Genomic DNA, 17,566 nt, shown 5'->3' with positions numbered 1-17,566 from the left:
GCGCCTATGGCGCTTCGAAACCCTCGTAGTCCAAGGCAATAGGGTCGGCCTTCGGGTAGCTGACATACACCACCACGGCGTCGCTGCTGACAACCAACGCGTAGGGCCATTTACCGTTGGCCTTGCGCATCTCCTCATAAAACGGCAGGAAAAAATCCTTGGTCTGACCACGTGGGTCGTAGGGCGCTTGCACCTGGAAAATCGGGTAGTGGCCGCCGTTGCAGAGCTGGACGCGTTCGAGCTGGAAGTTGTTCTTCTCCAATAACGTGCGCGTCGGGTGCTGCCAGGCGGCGAGGTCCACATCGTGGCAGTCATGGGCGGTGGTGGTGTAGAGCGTGGTGTCGTTGAGGGCGGGCAGGGCGTAGACCAGCCCGGGAATAAACAGCAGCAGCACGGGGAGATGGCGTCGCATGGCGGGGTTCCGAACAGGATAGGCGCGAGAGTGTAGAACGTTTTACAGCGACAGTTTTCAGCGCGATCCGCAACTTGCCGATCCGTTGAACCTTGGTATTCGCCAACACAGCCCCATAACTACCGGTGTATCCACTAAGCGCTAGGACAGACCATGACCAACCAAACCGAAACCGCCATCCTCGCCGGCGGCTGCTTCTGGGGCATGCAGGACCTGCTGCGCCGCTACCCCGGCGTGCTGAGCACGCGAGTCGGCTACACCGGCGGCGATGTGCCGAATGCCACTTATCGCAACCATGGCAATCATGCGGAAGCGATTGAAATCGTGTTTGACCCAGCAGTGATCACGTACCGGCAGATCCTGGAGTTCTTTTTCCAGATACACGACCCCAGCACGCCTAACCGGCAGGGCAATGACGTCGGGCCGGGCTATCGGTCGGCGATTTATTACCTGAGTGAACAACAACGCGACATCGCTGAAGACACCGCTGCGGATGTTGATGCTTCGACGTTGTGGCCGGGCCGTGTGGTGACTGAAATTGAGCCGGCGGGGCCGTTCTGGGAAGCGGAGCCGGAGCATCAGGATTATTTGGAGCGCATACCCAACGGCTATACCTGCCATTTCATTCGGCCGAATTGGAAGTTGCCGAAGCGTACGTGAAGGTGAGTGACGTCAGGGAAGAACAGGGCAGGCCAGGTTCGGGAAACCGCCTGAACGTGGCCTGCTGCAAGTGTTCGGCCGCTACTGTGTTCAGAAGGATTGAGTTATTTAGAGCCTTCGCTTAATGCGCGAATGGCGACGGGTTTTTAGAAACTTTGCGTAATAGCAACCAGGCCACGTTAATTTTTAAAGTGGCCTGATCCCTGTTGTTCAGTTTTTATTAGAGTGAGGGCCTATTCACCGGTTTGAGTGAAAAATCTGGGTGGGCGCTTTTAGGCTGTTTTCTCATGCTACATCGGTTTCTTATAAGCGAAACACAGCCTGCATGCTGTTTCAGCGGCGGCGATTAAATGGGCATCTGTTCGATGCACATGGCCTCTGGCTTTAATGATTTTAAGCGCTTACTCTCAAGCCGGAATGTGTTTGCGGCCGGCCTCGCTTTTAACGCTTACGCGCCGTGTAGGCCGTGTAATTATTCTCGCGCAGGGTGTTGTGCATAATCACCGACGCTACTCGCGCTTTCCACTTTCACCCCGAGTTTGCATGACCCGGCCAACTTGTAGGGAAATCCCTACACACTTCGTAAATCACCACCGTCCTGTCACGCTTGAGTGATGGCACTTTGCCATTTGTCGGGCTAAGCTGGTTAAAAGATTTAAAGAAATCTTAGTTTCTGCGGCTTCAACTCAAGCCGAGGACACTTCATAAATGTGGAGTGCATCATGAAAGTTTTAATTGCCGATGACTCATCCATGTCCCGCAAGATGGTGTTGCGGGCGCTGCCAGAATCACTGACTGAAGATGTTCGCCAAGCCTGTAATGGTGCCGAGGTGATGGAGGCCTATCACGCCGGTTTGGTCGATCTGCTTTTTCTCGACCTCACCATGCCCGTCATGGACGGTTTCCAGACGTTGGAGGCGCTCAAACGCGAAGACGCCAACGTTATCGTCGTGGTGATCAGCGCAGACATCCAGCCGCTGGCCAGGCAGCGAGTCAAGGAACTGGGCGCTGCTGCATTCGTCGCCAAGCCGGTTACGGCAGAAGCCGTACTCAATGCTTTGCACGTCATAGGAGTGCTTTGATGGAAACCTTGGCCGAGCTCACCGAAGACCAACGCGATGCCCTGCAGGAACTGATGAATATCGCCATGGGACAGGCGGCCGAGCGACTGGCGCTGCTGACCAACACGATCGTGACGCTTTCGGTGCCTTTCATTCATCCGCTGATCCGGGAACAGAACAAGCTGGCGATTCCGGACCATCTGCGCCGAAGCTTCATGATTGTCACCCGCCAGTCTTTCCTGGGTGAGTTACGTGGGGAAGTGTTCGTGTGCTTTGGCGCCATGGGCGCCGATAAATTGGCCGAACTGCTCGGCTACAAGGGCAGCGGGCTGGCCCAGCAGGACGAACTGATGCTCGATGTGACCAACATCCTGACCGGCGCCTGCATCAGTGGCTTGGCAAAACAGGTGGCGACGCAAGTGAGCTATGACGCGCCCTCCATTCTCGTCCACAGCGAAGAGGCCGCGAACGCGCTGGATGAATTGAACCTGAATGAACACCTGGCGATGGTGCTGGAAATTCGCTTCGAGGTTCAGGCGCATCAATTTTCCTGTGACTTGTTGATCTGCATTACTGAACGTACAGCGAGCGTTGTCGTTCGCGCCATTGATCGTTTGCTCGACGAGCTTTGAAGGAGGCTCTTCATGACAGACAACAAGGCAATTTCCCGGGAAACCCTTGAGTCGATGCTCAAGGCCATCAATATGGGCGTGCTGCTCGTCGACGCTGATTGCAAAATATTGTTCTCTAACCACTTCATGTCCATCAACAGTGGCAGCAGTGCTGAACAACTGATCGGCCGTACGCTGTTTGACGCCTTTCCCGAGCTGCCCGAGGTCTGGACCCGACAGAAGATCAACAGCGTCATCACGCTGCAAAACTTTGCGTTCACTTCATGGCAGCAGCGGCCGCACCTGTTTAATTTCGAAAGTACCCGGCCCATCAGTGGCATGGTCCGGCTGATGTATCAGAACTGCACGTTCTTCCCCGTACAAGATGCCGATGGCAGCACGCTTGGCGTGGGCCTGGCCATCAGCGATACGACCGACACGGCTGCCCGTCAACTTGAGCTGACGCACCTGAACAAGTTGCTGGAAGAAGAAAAGAGCGCCCAGGCACTGCTTATCGCCCGGCTTGAAGATGCACAGGCGCAGTTGCTGCAGTCCGAGAAGATGGCGGCGATCGGGCAGCTTGCCGCGGGCGTGGCCCATGAGATCAATAACCCGATCGGTTTCGTTTGTTCCAACGTCAACAGCCTGCGTCGTTACCTCGTAGACATCTTCGCGCTGCTCGAAGCGCATGAACGGGCGACCGACGACCACCATGCCAATGCGCATCCCGAACTCGTGGTCATGCGCGACAAGATGGATTACGCCTTCATGCGCCAGGACATCGACGAACTGCTTGCCGAGTCGGTTGAGGGCCTTGACCGAGTCACGCGCATCGTCAAAGACCTGCGCGAGTTCTCCCACGTTGACAGTTACGAGTGGCAGCTGGCCGATCTGCACAAGGGGCTCGACAGTACCCTCAACGTCATCTGGAACGAGATCAAGTTCAAGGCTCAGGTGAACAAGTGCTACGGCGATATCGAGCCCATCGAATGCATGGGCTCACAGATCAATCAGGTTTTCCTGAACTTGCTCATCAATGCCAGCCATGCGGTGGGGGCCGACGGCGAAATCACCATCAGCAGTGGCCGGGAAGACGGCGGCGTGTTCGTCGAGATCGCCGACAACGGGCATGGCATCCCCCTGGACATCCAGAACCGCATATTCGAACCGTTTTTTACAACCAAGCCGGTGGGCATGGGGTCGGGCCTTGGCCTGTCGTTGTCGTACAGCATTATCGTCAAGCACCACGGAAGGCTCACCGTTGACAGTGAGCCGGGCAGGGGCAGCCGTTTCCGCGCGTGGCTACCCTTACAGCAGCCCAAGACACAGACCGTCCCAACGTGCGCCGCTGAAGGATGCTGATCATGGAAACCGTCTCTGCCTGTGTAAAACGCTACACCGTCATGCTGGTGGATGATGAAGAAAGTATCCTCAACAGCGTCCGCCGGTTACTGCGCACACAGCCCTACGACTTGCTCCTGGCCACGAGCGGGGCCCAGGCACTGAGCCTTTTCGAACAACACGCTGTAGACATGATCGTCTGCGACGCGCGCATGCCTCATATGGACGGCCCGTCCTTGCTGCGCGAGGTGCATAGGCGCGATCCGCACTGCATGAATATACTGCTGACGGGGTATGCCGATATGAGCATGATCAATCAGGCAATCGACGACGGGTATATTTTCCGCTACGTCAGCAAGCCCTGGAACGATGAAGAGCTCAAGCTCACCCTCGATCAGGCCCTGGAGGCGCAGAGAGTCCTTCGTGATCGTGAAAACCCTCAGGAACTGATGGGGGCGTAGGACCAAAGCCTGTGCAGGGGCTGACGTATTGCGCAAACGCCGTCAGGTTTGTTCTCAGCCAAAGCAGGTGGCAACGGGTGTTGGGCGGGGGTGGCAAGCGGGCATTGAGGAAACAGGCGATGCCCCATTACATTAGCCATCCGAGGAGCCTACACAGAGTGCAAAAGATGCCCCTTTCACGCAGTCAATACTCGCCTGTCACGTTGGTGCTCGCTCAACACAGCGACATCGACGGCCTCGTCGCCATTCGAATCCAAGCCATGCGCGAAAGCCTGGAGCGTGTCGGGCGCTTTGATCCCGTGCGCGCCCGTGAGCGCTTTGTTAGCGGTTTTCAAGCGCACAGCACGCGTTACATCGAAGTATCTGGAGACCGCGTGGGTTTTGTAGTGGTCAAGCAGCACCGCGATGAACTCATGCTCGACCACCTATACGTGATCCCCCGCGTGCAAGGATCAGGAATAGGCGCTGCGGTGCTCACGCAGATTTTCAAGGAAGCGGATGCGGCCGCACTCCCTATTAAAGTGGGCGCCCTCAAGGAAAGTGCCTCGAATCGTTTTTACATGCGCCATGGGTTCCAATTCGTCGAAAGCAGCGAATTCGATAATTACTATGTGCGGCAGAGCGGTACAGCGGCTCAATCGTGACGATCTACTGGGTGCCAAGGCGATCGCCAACAACGTGATAAAGGGATTTAGTTGTGAACCTAATGGATGATCTAACGCTCAGGTACCCCGGCGCCACTGCAGGGGCCTTTGGCGATACTCCGGAAATGGCCGATGAGCTGGCTGATCTTGTGGCCAAAGGCATAAAAACAGCCAGCTGTTGCTCACTCTCATCTTTCAAGCATGACGATCAATCATCAGCCATTGGCGGTTACAGCATCGTGCTCAATAGTCAGGGCGAGCCGGTATGTGTCATTCGCGTTATTTCGACGCGTATCACGCGTTACTGCGACGTCGATCAAGACTTTGCCAGGAAGGAAGGCGAGGGGGATCTCAGCCTCAGGTACTGGCAGCAGGGGCATAAAGCTTTTTTCCAAAGAGAGGGCGCATTCGACGCGGCGATGGAGCTGGTGGCCGAAGAGTTTGAGTTGGTGGAAGTGGTGAAGGACAAGGCGCGCTAGTCGAACGGATACAGGGGGCTGACCCTGAGTGATCCCGTAGCTCATCTAGCGCAATGCTCTCTCGGCGAGCGCGCGCTTGTTGAGGATATGACCTTCGAAGGGCTTGCGTCGCGCATGCATAACCCGGCCTTTGCAGGATTTTGAGTAGAACCGCATATTTGCGCGCTTAGGCTTTAATAACGGTGGGACTCTGCCGATAAAGTGATGGGCAACGCTTGCACGGTTCGATTTTAAATCCGGCTCTCTGGGTTAAAGGGTGACAAGTATGACGATCAAGCTTCGCTTATTTCTGTTCATCGCGACCGCACTGGCCACCGCATTGGTAATGAGCCTATCCAGTTATCTGGGAAATACCCGGACGGGCAGCGCCATGCAGGAGAATGAGATCAGCACGATTGCGCTGCGCAATCACATGGAAGCCGACATGATGCACGATGCGCTGCGCGCCGATGTGTTGTCGGCGATGTTGGTGGGGCTGGGTAAAAACATCAGTACCAAGGCTGAGGTCAGCACTTCGCTGAAGGAGCATGCCGAGCACTTCCGCCAGGCGCTAGGGGACAATCTCAAGCTGCCTCTGGACGATACCCTCAGGATGAGCCTGGATAAGATCCGCCCCAGCCTTGAAAACTACATAGGTGCCGGTGAACGCATCGTCGCGTTGGCGCTGGACAACCCCGACGCCGCTCGCGGGGAACTGGAGCGCTTCAACGCGGCGTTCAGCCTTCTTGAAGATCAGATGCAGAGCCTGAGTGAGCTGATCGAAAACAAAACCCAACAAACCGGTGTGCAAACGCGGGAGGCTATCAGCAACGCCAACGTCATCTTAGGCGCGGTGCTGATCGTCAGTCTGTTGCTGCTCCTCGCCCAAGGCCGCTGGGTAATGTTGAGCATCATGGGGCCGCTACAGGTCGCCAGCCGCATTGCCGCCAGCATCGCCCGTGGCAACTTGAGCGAGCCAATCGTTGAAACCAGTCGCAAAGACGAAGCCAGTTCATTGATTCGCAACCTTGCCATTATGCAGCGGGACTTACGCAGCATGATCGAAGTAGTGCGCAGCAATGCCCAAGGCGTCAATGGCATGAGCGAGCAACTGAGCCATGGTTGCCATGAGGTGGCCAGCAGCAGCCAGCAACAAAGCGCCGCCGCCAGCACCATGGCCGCCGCAGCGATTGAAATGACCGCCAGTATTGAGGAAATCACCCGGCATGCCAGTCGCGCACTGGATATGGCCAATCAGGCTGAAGCCTTGGCCAAGGACGGCGGCCGAGTGATCCACCAAGTGGTGAGTGACATGGATGGCATTGCTCGTTCGGCAAAGCAATCTGCCCAAGTCATCCGCACGCTAGACAAGGAGTCCGAGGCGATCTACAGCATTATTCAGGTGATCAAGGGGATCGCCGACCAAACAAACCTGTTGGCTTTGAATGCCGCGATTGAAGCCGCTCGTGCCGGCGAACAGGGGCGTGGTTTTGCGGTGGTCGCGGATGAAGTGCGCAGCCTGGCTGGACGCACCAGCGCGTCCACGCAAGAGATCGCCAGCATGGTCGGGCGCATCCAGCAAAGCACCCGGGAAGCGGTCATCAGTATGGAGGAGGGTGTTGTTCAAGTGGACAAAGGCATGGTTGTAACCGCCGATGTCGAGCGTGCTATTCGCGATATTCTCCAGGCCACTCTGAACACCACTGAGTTGGTCAACGATATCTCTCGCACCATCAGTGAGCAGAGCTTGGCAAGCAACGAAATCGCCCATCAAGTGGAGATGATTGCGGGTGCGTCGGAGGCTAATAGCAAAGTGATCGGAAAGACGGCATCGACGACGGACGAGTTGTCCGCGTTGGCGGGGATGTTGTCGCAGTCTGTGGATCGCTTTCGACTTTGACGTTCATTTGCGCAAAGCGTCATGCCCCGCCTGCGGTGTTGGCGAGCATGGCGCGGGACGGCTTCGACTTGCTCGGATGGAACTTGCGCAGGTACAACGGCCGGCTCCTGGACAATTCTGGCGCTGGGCGATGAGACGGCATGTGCGCAAACCAACACAGCGTAGATGACTTGGCCGGACGGTTACAACGGACCTCGCACCGTATCCACCTCCAGCCTCTGCCTGGGCCAATCAGGCTGTGTTAGGGGCGACTCACGTTCACTTATACAAAATCGCTTGATGAATATCCTCCAGTGCCAGGATGCGCTGAGCGGCGTTGAGTTTGATGGCTTCCTTGGGCATGCCGAACACCACGCAACTGGCTTCGTCCTGGGCGACTGTCGCGGCGCCGGCCTCGAGCATTTCTTTGAGTCCGCGCGCGCCGTCGTCGCCCATGCCGGTCATGATGATGCCGGTGGCGTTCCTGCCCGCGAACCGGGCCACCGAGCGAAACAGCACATCCACGGAAGGGCGATGCCGGTTAACCAGCGGTCCGTCGATAACCTGGGCGTGATAATAGGCGCCGCTGCGGGTGACCATCAGGTGCTTGCCGCCAGGCGCGATCAGGGCCAGGCCCGGCAGGATGCGGTCGTTGTTGCGCGCCTCGCGCACCTCGATCTCGCAGACGCTGTTGAGACGCTCGGCGAACGAAGCGGTGAACTTCTCAGGCATGTGCTGCACGATCACCATCCCAGGGCATACCCGCGGCAGTGCGGTCAGCACCGCTTCCAGCGCTTGGGTGCCGCCGGTGGAGGTGCCGATGGCGACGATACGCTCGGTGGTCTGGGCCATCGCATGGCCATTGGCGGCGGGCAGGATCGCATCCGCAGTGAGCTTGCTGGCCGGGGCCGGTGACGGCGCCGGCCTGGCGCTGCGCTTGCCCAGGTTCCTGACGTTGGAGTTTGCGGCGGCACGGATGGCGGCCACCAACTCGGCCGCCGATTCGATCAGGAAACTCTTCAACCCTGTGCTCGGCTTGGTGATGATTTCCACCGCGCCCGCCGACAGCGCCTGCAGCGAGGTTTCTGCGCCTTTTTGCGTCAGCGAGGAACAGATCACCACCGGTGTGGGGCGTTCACTCATGATTTTCTTGAGAAAAGTGATGCCGTCCATGCGCGGCATTTCGACGTCCAGCACGATCACGTCCGGCCATTCCCGGGCAAGTTTATCCATGGCAAAAATCGGGTCGGAGGCAGCGCCCATCACGTGAATATCTGGCGTATCGCTGAGAATCGCCAGCAGTACCTGGCGCACCACGGCCGAGTCATCGACCAGCAGCACACTGATTTTTTTGGTAGGCATCTTCTTGAAGTGTTCCCATTGGTTGGTGCCGAACCCAGACGTTGCCGTTCCATAGGTCGAACATGATCGTGCGGTAACCGGTACTGCCCATGTCCTGGGCCGTCAGGTGCAGGTGATGACGCTCGGCCAGGGCCAGCGCTGCGCGGATATTCTGGCTGGCCACGTTCTGCGTGGGCAGGTGGTGCCGCTGGTTGGGAAACATCTCGCCGCCGCCGAACAACTTGACCTGGTAATCGAGTGCCTGGGTGCCATTCGCCTGGGCGTGGCGCAGCAGCAGTTCCAGGGCTTCGTCGGCATACCTGCCGTCCAGGCACTGATGATTGCGCAAGCGCCCTGGCAGCATGAAGTGGCACATGCCGCCAATCAGCCGTTGTGGGTGCCAAAAGGTGATCGCCACGCAGGAACCGAGCAAGGTCCGCAGGCGCGTCGGCCGCGTCGCAAAACACACCTGGCCAGGGGCCAATACCACTTCGGCCGCACCGATAGGCTTTTTCATGGCTTGCGGTAAATCGACGGCGCCACCAGCTTCAAGGTGTCATTGACACCGTGGAGGCTTTCCGAGTGACTGATGATCAAGTAGCCGCCGCGTTTGAGCAGCGGCAGCAGGCGTGCGACCACCTGGCGCTTGGTCTGCTGATCGAAATAAATCATCACGTTGCGCAGGAAGATCACCTCGAACTCCCCCAGGGCAGGCAACGCCTCGTTAAGGTTGACCTGGACAAAATTGACGCGGCTACGCAAAGCCTTGTCGATCAGGAAGGTGCCCGCCTGGCGGCCAATGCCCTTGAGGCAGTACTTGGCGAGCAGCGGCTGGGGCAATGTCTCGGTGCGTTCCATGGTGTAATGGCCCGTGCGCGCCTTGGCCAGCACTTGGGTGCTGATGTCCGAGCCGGTCACTTCCCAAGGCGTGGTGCCGAGGCTCTCGGCCAGGGTCATCGCCAGGCTGTAGGGCTCTTCACCCGAGGAACTGGCTGCGCTCCACACGCGAAACACTTTGCCCGGCGCGGCGTGGGGCAGAACCTGCTGACGCAGGAACTCGAAGTGCTTGGGCTCGCGAAAAAAATAGGTTTCGTTGGTGGTCAGCAAATCCAGCGCAACCTGCAGTTCGCCCTTGCGCTGGTCATTCATGATCAGCTTGAAATACTCACCATAGCTCTGCAGCTCATAGTGCTTGAGGCGCTTGAACAGGCGCCCGGCCACCAACGCTTTTTTGGCCGGCGACAGGTTGATCCCGGCCGCGCGGTACAGCCAGGTCTGGAACTGACCGAATTCACGATCATCGATGGTGGCGGTGTCTGGCATGGTCGGGGCCTCAACGCGGGTCGAGGTCGAGGGCCGGCGCCTGGCCGGCCTCGGCGAGGCTGGACATCTCATCGATGGACAACACCTTGTCCACCTCCAGCACGATCACGAACTTGCCGTCGACCTTGGCCATGCCACTGATGAAATCGGCACGAATTCGCGCGCCGAAGTTGGGTGGCGGTTCGATCTGCGTGGCCGGGATCTCCCGCACCGCAGACACCGTATCGACCAGCAGCCCGATGTCTTGCGGCTGACCATCGTCGGTACTCGCTTCGATGATGATCACGCAGGAGCGCCGGGTGATCGCCGAATTGGCCCGCCCAAAGCGGGCCGATAAATCCACCACCGGCACCACCGCGCCGCGCAGGTTGATCACCCCGCGCACGAAAGCCGGCATCATCGGCACCACGGTCAGGCTGCCGTATTCGATAATTTCCTTGATCCCCAGAATGCCGATGGCGAACATTTCGCCGCCCAGCATGAAGGTCAGGTACTGCGCATCCTCATCGACCGCCACCGCGGTCTGCCGAGTCGTCATTACTGCGCCCATATCACTCTCCCTAGTAGGCCCACCTTGATCGTGCGATCAGAAGCGGGTGAAATCCGCTTCGTCCGGGGCACTGGCCATGGTGTAGGCGAACGCCTTGCGCGGTGCCTGTGGTTTGGGGCGTGGCTGCTGGCGGTTGGGCTTGCTGCCAGGGCTGTCCACGCTGCTGCTTTGCACTGCGGCCTTGGGCGCTGAATCCAGCACGAAGAAGCTCATGGCCTGTTGCAGTTGCTCGGCCTGGCTGCTCATTTCTTCGGCCGTGGCCGCCAGCTCTTCGCTGCTCGACGCATTTTGCTGGGTCACCTGGTTGAGCTGGGTCATCGCAGTGTTGATCTGCGCGACACCGGCGGCCTGCTCCTCGGACGCGGCGCTGATTTCCTGCACAAGGTCGGAGGTCTTGTTGATAGACGGCACCATTTCGTCGAGCAACTTGCCGGCTTTCTCGGCCATGTCCACGCTGCTGGAGGACAGTTCACCGATTTCCTGGGCGGCGACCTGGCTGCGTTCAGCCAGCTTGCGCACTTCGGCGGCGACCACTGCGAAACCCTTGCCATGCTCGCCGGCCCGGGCGGCCTCGATGGCGGCATTGAGTGCGAGCAGATTGGTCTGGTAGGCGATGTCATCGATGATGCTGATGCGCTGGGCGATTTTCTTCATCGCCACCACCGTCTGCTGTACCGATTCGCCGCCCTCGGTGGCTTCCTTGGCGGCCTTGCTGGCCATGCCATCGGTGACCTTGGCGTTTTCGGTGTTCTGGTTGATGCTGGCGCTCATCTGCTCAACCGACGCACTGGTTTCCTCGACGCTCGCGGCCTGTTCACTGGTGGCCTGGCTCATCGATTGCGCGGTGGCGCTGACCTCCTCGGAGGCGCTGGCCAGGTTGTCGGCGGCATTGCGCACTTCGCCGATGATATGTGCCAGCTTGCCGACCATGTTGCGCATGGCGTTGAGCACCATGCCGGTTTCATCTTTGCCACCGGGCTCGATATGCGCGTTGAGGTTGCCTTCGGCCAATTGCTCGGCGGCGCTTGCGGCCTGGCGCAACGGGCGGGAAATGATCCGAGCGATGAAGACCGCCAGGCCCACGCCGATCAACAGGGCCGCGATCAGTACCGCGATGATCGACACGCGTGCGCTTTCATACAGCGCCGAGCCTTTGTCGCCGGCAGCACTCGCTCCGGCGTCGTTGAGCTCGACCATTTTCTGCAGCCGGGCGGTCACCTCATCGAAATGCCCCTTGGATTCTCCCCTGAGCAAACCGCGCGCCTGGGCGTCCTGGTTCTGGCGAGAAAACTCAAGCAACTGCTTGCTGCTTGCAAGGTAGGCGTCCCAAGCGCTTTTGACGCTGGCCAGGAGTTGACGGTCTTCATCGTTGGACAGCAATTGCTCGTAGGTGCCCATGCGGGTTTCGAACTGCTGGCGCGCGTCGGTGGCTTCGCGTTCGGCCTGGGCCTTTTCCTCGGGGATCTCGGTGGCGATGTGGCGGTTTTCTTTCAAACGGTAGTTGGCGGCAAAAAATCGCATGCCGGCGGCCGCGCGCAGGGAGGGCATCCAGTTGCCCTTGATGTCCTGCGCTGCCTGGTTGACCGCACCGAGCTGGTGGATGGCGAAGCCGCCCATCGCCCCGGTGAGTGCCAGGACCAGCAGGAACGAGCTGATCAACTTGGTGGAAATCTTAAGATCGTAGAACCATTTCATCGGAGAACCTCCATGGAATTGCAAATGCGTCAGCGGGCAACGACCGGTGGCGACTGAGGCGCCTGGGGTGTGCGGGCTTCCAGTTGTACGATTTGGTTGAGCAGTACCGGTACATCCAGAATCAAGGCCACCGCGCCGCTGCCCAATATGGTCGAGCCGCTGATGCCGCGCAGTGCGCCGAACAACTTGCCGAGGGGTTTGATCACGGTCTGGAACTCGCCGAGCAGGTCATCCACCACCAGCCCGGCCTTATGCTCGGCGTTGCGCACCACCACCACATTCTGGCGTCGGGCTGCCGGGCCCTCGTGGCTGAAGTGATCGCGCAGGTGCACCAGAGGCAATACTTCGCCACGCAGGTCCAGATAGCCCGTGTCACGGCTGGACTGGCGCTGGTGTTCATCCAGCTCGATACACTCCTGGACCATGTCCAGCGGAATCACATAGGTGGATTGGTCGATGCCGACCAGGAACCCATTGATGATCGCCAGGGTCAGCGGCAAGCGAATGCGCACCACGGTGCCCTGGCCGGGGCGGCTGTCGAGGTCGACGGTGCCGCGCAACAAGGTGATATTGCGCTTGACCACGTCCATGCCGACGCCGCGCCCGGACAGGTTGGTCACGGCCTCGGCGGTGGAGAAACCCGCTTCGAAGATCAGGTTGTAGATCTCCTGGTCGGTGAGCAGCGCACCGCTGGCCACCAGCCCGCGTTCCTGGGCCTTTTGCAGGATGCGTTCGCGGTTGAGCCCGGCGCCGTCGTCGGCGATCTCGATGACGATGCTCCCCGAGTCATGGTAGGCATTGAGGCTCAGATAGCCCTTGGCCGACTTGCCGGCCGCACGCCGCGCATCGGCGCTTTCGATGCCGTGGTCCATGGCATTGCGCAATAGATGCATCAGCGGGTCGCCGATCTTCTCGACCACGGTTTTGTCCAGTTCGGTTTCCGCACCGCTGATGATCAGTTCGATGTCCTTGCCCAGTTCCTGGCTGATATCGCGCACCACGCGGCGGAAGCGGTTGAACGTGTCGCCGATGGGGATCATGCGCAAGTGCAGGGCGCCATCGAGGATCTCTTCCACCAGCCCCGAGACCGTCGACGCCGCCTCTTGCAACGGGTCGTTGTTAGAGGAGCGGGCCAGCAGGTTCGCGCCGGCGCTGGCGATCACCAACTCGCCGACCAGATTGATCAACTCGTCGAGCTTGTCGGCGTTGACGCGCACGTAATTGCCGTCACGGGTTTTCGCCTCGCTGGGCGCCACACGCTGCGGTGCGGCAGGCATAAAGGCTGGCTCGGCCTGGGTGACCAGGTCGCCAGCGATGGCCGCCGTGCGCTCAGGCGCTGCGTCGACGGCGCTGATCTGCACTTCACAGTCATCGCGCACAAAGTCGAATACCTCGTTGAGGGTGGCGTGGCTGGCCGTCGAGCGCAGGTCAATCTCGAAGCCCAGATAGCAGCTTTCCGGGTCCCAGCTGGCGGCGGCCGGAATGCGCTCAGTCAAGGTGGTGACCTGCAACAGCGTGCCCAGGGTGTCGAGGTACCGCAGGAACGACAACGGGTCCATGCCGTTGCGGAAGACATCCACGCCGAAGCGCAGGGCAATATGCCAAAGCACTTCGACCGCCGCGTCGTCGTTCACCTCCGCGGTCTCGACGCTGACAGGCGTGGTTTGCAACGGCTGATAGGCACTCAGTGCCTCGCGCAATGCCTCACCGCGCTCCAGCGCGGCGGGCGTCGGCGTCTCACCGCGGTCGGCGACCACTTCGATCAATTCGAGCATGTGGTCGCCGCACCTGAGCAGCAGCGCAATTAATGCGGCATCCACCGCCACACTGCCTTCGCGCAGGCGGTCGAGCACGTCTTCGACGATATGCGTGAACCCCACGATCGACGCCAGACCGAAAAGCCCCGCCGAACCCTTGATGGTGTGGGCGGCGCGGAAAATCGCGCCAATCGCATCCTGGTCGCCGGGCTCGCTTTCCAGTTGCAGCAGGGATTGCTCCATGGCCTGCAACAGCTCGCGTGCCTCAACGATGAATGTCTGCTGTGCCTGATCGAGATTGATGCTCACCGGGACTTTCCTTGTCGATCAAAAAACGTGGGAAGCGCTGACTACGAGGCCTCAGTGCGACACAGTTGGAGCGCCTGCATGACCACCTGGCTCTGGCCGGTCACGCTCAAGCCGGTACCGCTGATACCGGCCTCACGCCGGATAACCGCGAGCAACTGCAAGCCGGCGCCATCCATTTCCGTGACCTGGGACAGGTCCAGCTCAAGGCGGGGCGCCGCGCCGATCTGCGGCAGCAGCGCACCTGCCAGTTCCGCGACGGTGTAAATCGTCAGCTCACCGTCAATGCGCACGCGGGCAGTGTCGTCGAAGGTTTCGATGGTGATCGGCATGGGAGCCTCCCTGGCGCCGGGGTTCAAGGCAGTATCAGTTTGGACACCGCTGCCAGCATCTGCGCCGGCTGGAACGGCTTGACCACCCAGGCCTTGGCGCCGGCGGCCTGGCCCTCGGCCTTCTTCGACTCCTGGGACTCAGTGGTCAGCATGATGATAGGCGTGAACTTGTAATTGGCCAGCTTCTTGACCTCCTTGACGAAGGTGATGCCGTCCATGTTGGGCATGTTCACATCGCTGATGATCAGGTGCACCTTCTGCCCGGTGAGCTTGCCCAGGGCATCCCGGCCGTCGCTGGCTTCGATCACGTCGTAACCGGCACTTTTCAAGGCAATACCGACCACCTGCCGCACACTGCTGGAGTCGTCGACCACTAATACATTCTTCGCCATGAGGTGCTCCTAAAAGAAAGTAATGTCTTGAGAGTTGTGCTGCACGGCCGCTTCACCATGGTGGATGCGCCGTTGCTCGTCGGTGGCATAGGTGGCTTCCATGCGCGCCAGCCACTGCCGGGCGTCGACGGCGACCGCCTGGTCGGGGGCCTGGCTGGCTTGCAGGAGGTGGTCATGCAACGCGTGCATGTTGTCGCGCACGTGACTGAGGATCTGGCTGACCCGATCCTGGAATTGCAGGTTGACCAGCACCTCGGTCATCTCATCGCGGATGCCGTAGCTTTCCTGCTTGAGCAGGTCGGCGGAGTCGGCCAGACGCCCGGTGATGTTCTGGAAGCGCTCAAGCACCACTTGAATACTGTTTTCGGACTCGGCCACCGAATGGCTGTCCTGGTCGGCATTGCTGGACGCAGCGTGCACCAATTGCGTAATGGCGTTATTGATGATGTCGACCTTGGCCGACATCTGCTGGCCGGTTTCACTGGATTTGCTCGACAGGCTGCGCACGGCATCGGCCACCACCGCGAAGCCACGCCCGGCCTCACCGGCCCGCGCCGCCTCAATGGCGGCGTTGAGGGCCAGCAGGTTGGTTTGTGCAGCAATCGCCGCCACATCAGCGGCCATGGTGCGCAGTTCACCGGTGTAGGCGGTCAGGCTGCGGACCTGGGCCAGGGTTTGGTCACGGCTGCTTTGCGTGGCCTTGAGCGAATTGATCACCTGGCTCAGTTCGCTGTCGCTGCGTGCCAGCGCCTCAAGCGGCCCATCGGCGGCGTGGCCATCCAGTTCACCGGCGGCATGCTGCGAGGCGTGTACCGTTTCCTGCAAGCGCGTGGCGATCCCGGTAAACCGGTTAGCCAGGCTCACAATCGCTTCTTCGGTCTGATGGCGCGAGCTTTCCACCTGCTTGGCCCAGATCGGCATGGCGCCCAGCAATACCTCATCCAGCTGTGCCCGCGAGGCCATACCGTTGCGCGCCGCGTCCGCCTCGGCCTGATCCGCCTGCGCCCGCGCAATGCCTAGCTGCACGGCGTTACGCTGCGAGCTCGCGCTCCAGGCGCAGGCACCAAGGCCGATCAGCACCAGTACCGCGCAGGCCGCCAGGTTGGCCGCAGAGCTTGATTGCAGCAGTGTCCACACCACGGCGGGTACCACCGGGATCAAAGCGAACCAGCGAAAACGCGGATGACCGAGAGGGGGAGTGTGGCTGGATTGACGCTGGGTCATGAGTTCGATCCTTGAACTGTGTTGCGGGTGGAAATGACATAGGAGTTATCTGCGCGGTGCGTCACAACTTTAGACAACCTAACTGCCATCTGTCTGATTTATGACCAGCAGGCGACTGTTTCTCGGGGGTGCCCACCGCGTCCATGTCTTGCATGAGCCCAACCAACCGCACCGGCAGGGACAGCGTGCTCCGCAACGGTATTTTTGGCGGCGAAAGGCGCCAGTGTCTTAGCGTAGATCGCAATCACCAGGCGCGCTCAACGCCCGAGCGCTCGACCGCCTAGCGGTCAGCCACGCGACCGGGTGCCTTGGTCTGATGGCCAAGCCTGCGCGGGTCACCGCGTGGCAGGTTCGGCAGGCCTGGGCCGCGTCCGGCCTCAAGCGTCATCACCCGTTCGGTGCATCAAGCGAAGCCGAGTGTGATAAAAAATCAATGCATTAACCGCACAGGCCACTCGGCCTTTACTTGGCTCAGGAGGCACTATGATTCCTTTCAAAGTAAAACAGCTGGATCACGTCGTCTTGCGTGTACAGGATATTCAACGCAGCTTGGCCTTCTACAGTGAGACCCTCGGTTGCGACGTGGCAAAGCGTCGTGATGACCTGGGCATGATTCACCTGCGTGCGGGAACCTCGATGATTGACCTGGTGGATGTTGCCGGCCCCCTTGGGCAACAGGCCGGGGGCGCGGCAGATCCCGAGCATCGTAACCTTGACCACTTTTGCCTGCGGATAACGCCGTTCATTGAGGCTGACATTCTCACTCATCTACGTAACCACGGCGTGCGAGCCGACAAGGCGGCCAAGCGCTACGGTGCTGAAGGCGAGGGCCCTTCACTCTACTGCTTCGACCCAGACGGAAACCAGGTAGAACTCAAAGGCCCACCTGAGGCATGACGAAGGTCGGTGGGGTGAGTTTGAGTCGTCGTTGGGTGTGTCTGGGCTGAAAGTTTCGACGGAACATTCGTGACGCCACCCCAGGGACTAGATCTGCAAGGAAATCAGGGCGTCGTTTGTAACGTGTCGATGGGGCTGTTTGGGGAGGTTGCCACTCGTGGAAGCGAGGCGTCAGCCATTTTTACGAGGGGTTGCTATTGGTCGGTTGCTGCCTGTCACGAA

The 17,566-nt window shown here is 59.7% G+C and carries 18 protein-coding genes and 3 pseudogenes; 10 read left to right on the top strand and 11 right to left on the bottom strand.

Translation table 11 applies throughout. The features are described from left to right. Positions 1 to 4: 4 nt before the first annotated feature. Entirely contained in the window at positions 5 to 412 is a 408-nt protein-coding gene (locus CPH89_RS00580) for a hypothetical protein (RefSeq protein WP_053257174.1), read from the bottom strand. 153 nt (positions 413 to 565) lie between these two features. Between CPH89_RS00580 and msrA the strand changes: the two genes are divergently transcribed. The 9 genes and pseudogenes from msrA (at position 566) to CPH89_RS30800 (ending at position 7,548) form a co-directional block, all read left to right on the top strand. Further along, positions 566 to 1,072 (top strand): peptide-methionine (S)-S-oxide reductase MsrA, encoded by a 507-nt coding sequence (gene msrA / locus CPH89_RS00575; RefSeq protein ID WP_053257173.1) that lies wholly within the window; start codon positions 566 to 568, stop codon positions 1,070 to 1,072. A 722-nt stretch (positions 1,073 to 1,794) separates the two neighbouring features. Then, on the top strand, positions 1,795 to 2,154 hold the full coding sequence (locus CPH89_RS00570; protein WP_053257172.1) for a response regulator: 360 nt from the start codon (positions 1,795 to 1,797) through the stop codon (positions 2,152 to 2,154). Beyond that, positions 2,154 to 2,765: a chemotaxis protein CheC gene (locus CPH89_RS00565; RefSeq protein ID WP_053257171.1), complete on the top strand. Its 612-nt coding sequence runs from the start codon at positions 2,154 to 2,156 to the stop codon at positions 2,763 to 2,765. The genes CPH89_RS00570 and CPH89_RS00565 overlap by 1 nt, the downstream gene beginning before the upstream one ends. A gap of 12 nt (positions 2,766 to 2,777) precedes the next feature. Further along, positions 2,778 to 4,106, top strand: coding sequence for an ATP-binding protein (locus tag CPH89_RS00560; protein WP_053257170.1), 1,329 nt, complete (start codon positions 2,778 to 2,780; stop codon positions 4,104 to 4,106). 2 nt (positions 4,107 to 4,108) lie between these two features. After that, positions 4,109 to 4,546, top strand: a complete 438-nt coding sequence (locus CPH89_RS00555; RefSeq protein ID WP_053257169.1) for a response regulator — start codon at positions 4,109 to 4,111, stop codon at positions 4,544 to 4,546. 167 nt (positions 4,547 to 4,713) lie between these two features. Continuing rightward, on the top strand, positions 4,714 to 5,190 hold the full coding sequence (locus tag CPH89_RS00550) for a GNAT family N-acetyltransferase (RefSeq protein ID WP_053258015.1): 477 nt from the start codon (positions 4,714 to 4,716) through the stop codon (positions 5,188 to 5,190). 62 nt (positions 5,191 to 5,252) lie between these two features. After that, the gene (locus tag CPH89_RS00545; RefSeq protein ID WP_053258014.1) at positions 5,253 to 5,669 is read left to right on the top strand and encodes an ASCH domain-containing protein; all 417 of its coding nucleotides are present in this window, start codon (positions 5,253 to 5,255) and stop codon (positions 5,667 to 5,669) included. Positions 5,670 to 5,934: 265 nt separating this feature from the next. Then, positions 5,935 to 6,642: pseudogene (locus tag CPH89_RS30805) on the top strand (methyl-accepting chemotaxis protein); the annotation flags it as partial. Positions 6,643 to 6,684: 42 nt separating this feature from the next. Then, positions 6,685 to 7,548, top strand: coding sequence for a methyl-accepting chemotaxis protein (locus CPH89_RS30800; RefSeq protein WP_371859156.1), 864 nt, complete (start codon positions 6,685 to 6,687; stop codon positions 7,546 to 7,548). Positions 7,549 to 7,806: 258 nt separating this feature from the next. Here the strand turns inward: CPH89_RS30800 and CPH89_RS00535 are convergent, their stop codons facing one another. The 10 genes and pseudogenes from CPH89_RS00535 to CPH89_RS00495 form a co-directional block, all read right to left on the bottom strand. Continuing rightward, a complete protein-coding gene (locus tag CPH89_RS00535) occupies positions 7,807 to 8,889 on the bottom strand; it encodes a protein-glutamate methylesterase/protein-glutamine glutaminase (protein WP_053257167.1) in 1,083 nt (360 codons plus the stop codon). Beyond that, positions 8,852 to 9,385, bottom strand: coding sequence for a chemoreceptor glutamine deamidase CheD (gene cheD, locus CPH89_RS00530; protein ID WP_053257166.1), 534 nt, complete (start codon positions 9,383 to 9,385; stop codon positions 8,852 to 8,854). The genes CPH89_RS00535 and cheD overlap by 38 nt, the downstream gene beginning before the upstream one ends. Continuing rightward, positions 9,382 to 10,191 carry a CheR family methyltransferase gene (locus tag CPH89_RS00525; RefSeq protein ID WP_053257165.1) on the bottom strand — a complete coding sequence of 270 codons (810 nt, stop codon included), beginning with the start codon at positions 10,189 to 10,191 and terminating at the stop codon, positions 9,382 to 9,384. The genes cheD and CPH89_RS00525 overlap by 4 nt, the downstream gene beginning before the upstream one ends. Before the next feature lie 10 nt (positions 10,192 to 10,201). Continuing rightward, on the bottom strand, positions 10,202 to 10,741 hold the full coding sequence (locus tag CPH89_RS00520) for a chemotaxis protein CheW (protein ID WP_053257164.1): 540 nt from the start codon (positions 10,739 to 10,741) through the stop codon (positions 10,202 to 10,204). A 36-nt stretch (positions 10,742 to 10,777) separates the two neighbouring features. Next, complete coding sequence (locus CPH89_RS00515) at positions 10,778 to 12,436, bottom strand: methyl-accepting chemotaxis protein (protein ID WP_053257163.1); 1,659 nt, start codon at positions 12,434 to 12,436, stop codon at positions 10,778 to 10,780. A gap of 29 nt (positions 12,437 to 12,465) precedes the next feature. Then, positions 12,466 to 13,683: pseudogene (locus CPH89_RS30795) on the bottom strand (chemotaxis protein CheA); the annotation flags it as partial. A 101-nt stretch (positions 13,684 to 13,784) separates the two neighbouring features. Then, positions 13,785 to 14,502, bottom strand: a pseudogene (locus CPH89_RS30790) (Hpt domain-containing protein); the annotation flags it as partial. A 41-nt stretch (positions 14,503 to 14,543) separates the two neighbouring features. Further along, positions 14,544 to 14,831 (bottom strand): STAS domain-containing protein, encoded by a 288-nt coding sequence (locus tag CPH89_RS00505; RefSeq protein WP_053257161.1) that lies wholly within the window; start codon positions 14,829 to 14,831, stop codon positions 14,544 to 14,546. Between the two features lie 23 nt (positions 14,832 to 14,854). Next, positions 14,855 to 15,223 carry a response regulator gene (locus CPH89_RS00500; protein ID WP_053257160.1) on the bottom strand — a complete coding sequence of 123 codons (369 nt, stop codon included), beginning with the start codon at positions 15,221 to 15,223 and terminating at the stop codon, positions 14,855 to 14,857. A 9-nt stretch (positions 15,224 to 15,232) separates the two neighbouring features. Continuing rightward, positions 15,233 to 16,144, bottom strand: a complete 912-nt coding sequence (locus CPH89_RS00495) for a methyl-accepting chemotaxis protein (protein WP_371859154.1) — start codon at positions 16,142 to 16,144, stop codon at positions 15,233 to 15,235. 786 nt (positions 16,145 to 16,930) lie between these two features. On the opposite strand from CPH89_RS00495, the gene CPH89_RS00490 reads away from it, so the two are divergent. Further along, positions 16,931 to 17,344, top strand: coding sequence for a VOC family protein (locus tag CPH89_RS00490; protein ID WP_053257158.1), 414 nt, complete (start codon positions 16,931 to 16,933; stop codon positions 17,342 to 17,344). Positions 17,345 to 17,566: the final 222 nt, after the last annotated feature.

Source organism: Pseudomonas fluorescens (assembly GCF_900215245.1).
GTDB classification, from domain to species: domain Bacteria; phylum Pseudomonadota; class Gammaproteobacteria; order Pseudomonadales; family Pseudomonadaceae; genus Aquipseudomonas; species Aquipseudomonas fluorescens.
This window is presented reverse-complemented; position numbering and strand designations above follow the sequence as displayed.

Coding starts and splice junctions, on each gene's coding strand:
- CPH89_RS00580 (WP_053257174.1), bottom strand. CDS start 412: ATGCGACGCCATCTCCCCGTGCTGCTGCTGTTTATTCCCGGGCTGGTC.
- msrA (WP_053257173.1), top strand. CDS start 566: ATGACCAACCAAACCGAAACCGCCATCCTCGCCGGCGGCTGCTTCTGG.
- CPH89_RS00570 (WP_053257172.1), top strand. CDS start 1,795: ATGAAAGTTTTAATTGCCGATGACTCATCCATGTCCCGCAAGATGGTG.
- CPH89_RS00565 (WP_053257171.1), top strand. CDS start 2,154: ATGGAAACCTTGGCCGAGCTCACCGAAGACCAACGCGATGCCCTGCAG.
- CPH89_RS00560 (WP_053257170.1), top strand. CDS start 2,778: ATGACAGACAACAAGGCAATTTCCCGGGAAACCCTTGAGTCGATGCTC.
- CPH89_RS00555 (WP_053257169.1), top strand. CDS start 4,109: ATGGAAACCGTCTCTGCCTGTGTAAAACGCTACACCGTCATGCTGGTG.
- CPH89_RS00550 (WP_053258015.1), top strand. CDS start 4,714: ATGCCCCTTTCACGCAGTCAATACTCGCCTGTCACGTTGGTGCTCGCT.
- CPH89_RS00545 (WP_053258014.1), top strand. CDS start 5,253: ATGGATGATCTAACGCTCAGGTACCCCGGCGCCACTGCAGGGGCCTTT.
- CPH89_RS30800 (WP_371859156.1), top strand. CDS start 6,685: ATGCAGCGGGACTTACGCAGCATGATCGAAGTAGTGCGCAGCAATGCC.
- CPH89_RS00535 (WP_053257167.1), bottom strand. CDS start 8,889: ATGCCTACCAAAAAAATCAGTGTGCTGCTGGTCGATGACTCGGCCGTG.
- cheD (WP_053257166.1), bottom strand. CDS start 9,385: ATGAAAAAGCCTATCGGTGCGGCCGAAGTGGTATTGGCCCCTGGCCAG.
- CPH89_RS00525 (WP_053257165.1), bottom strand. CDS start 10,191: ATGCCAGACACCGCCACCATCGATGATCGTGAATTCGGTCAGTTCCAG.
- CPH89_RS00520 (WP_053257164.1), bottom strand. CDS start 10,741: ATGGGCGCAGTAATGACGACTCGGCAGACCGCGGTGGCGGTCGATGAG.
- CPH89_RS00515 (WP_053257163.1), bottom strand. CDS start 12,436: ATGAAATGGTTCTACGATCTTAAGATTTCCACCAAGTTGATCAGCTCG.
- CPH89_RS00505 (WP_053257161.1), bottom strand. CDS start 14,831: ATGCCGATCACCATCGAAACCTTCGACGACACTGCCCGCGTGCGCATT.
- CPH89_RS00500 (WP_053257160.1), bottom strand. CDS start 15,223: ATGGCGAAGAATGTATTAGTGGTCGACGACTCCAGCAGTGTGCGGCAG.
- CPH89_RS00495 (WP_371859154.1), bottom strand. CDS start 16,144: ATGCCGATCTGGGCCAAGCAGGTGGAAAGCTCGCGCCATCAGACCGAA.
- CPH89_RS00490 (WP_053257158.1), top strand. CDS start 16,931: ATGATTCCTTTCAAAGTAAAACAGCTGGATCACGTCGTCTTGCGTGTA.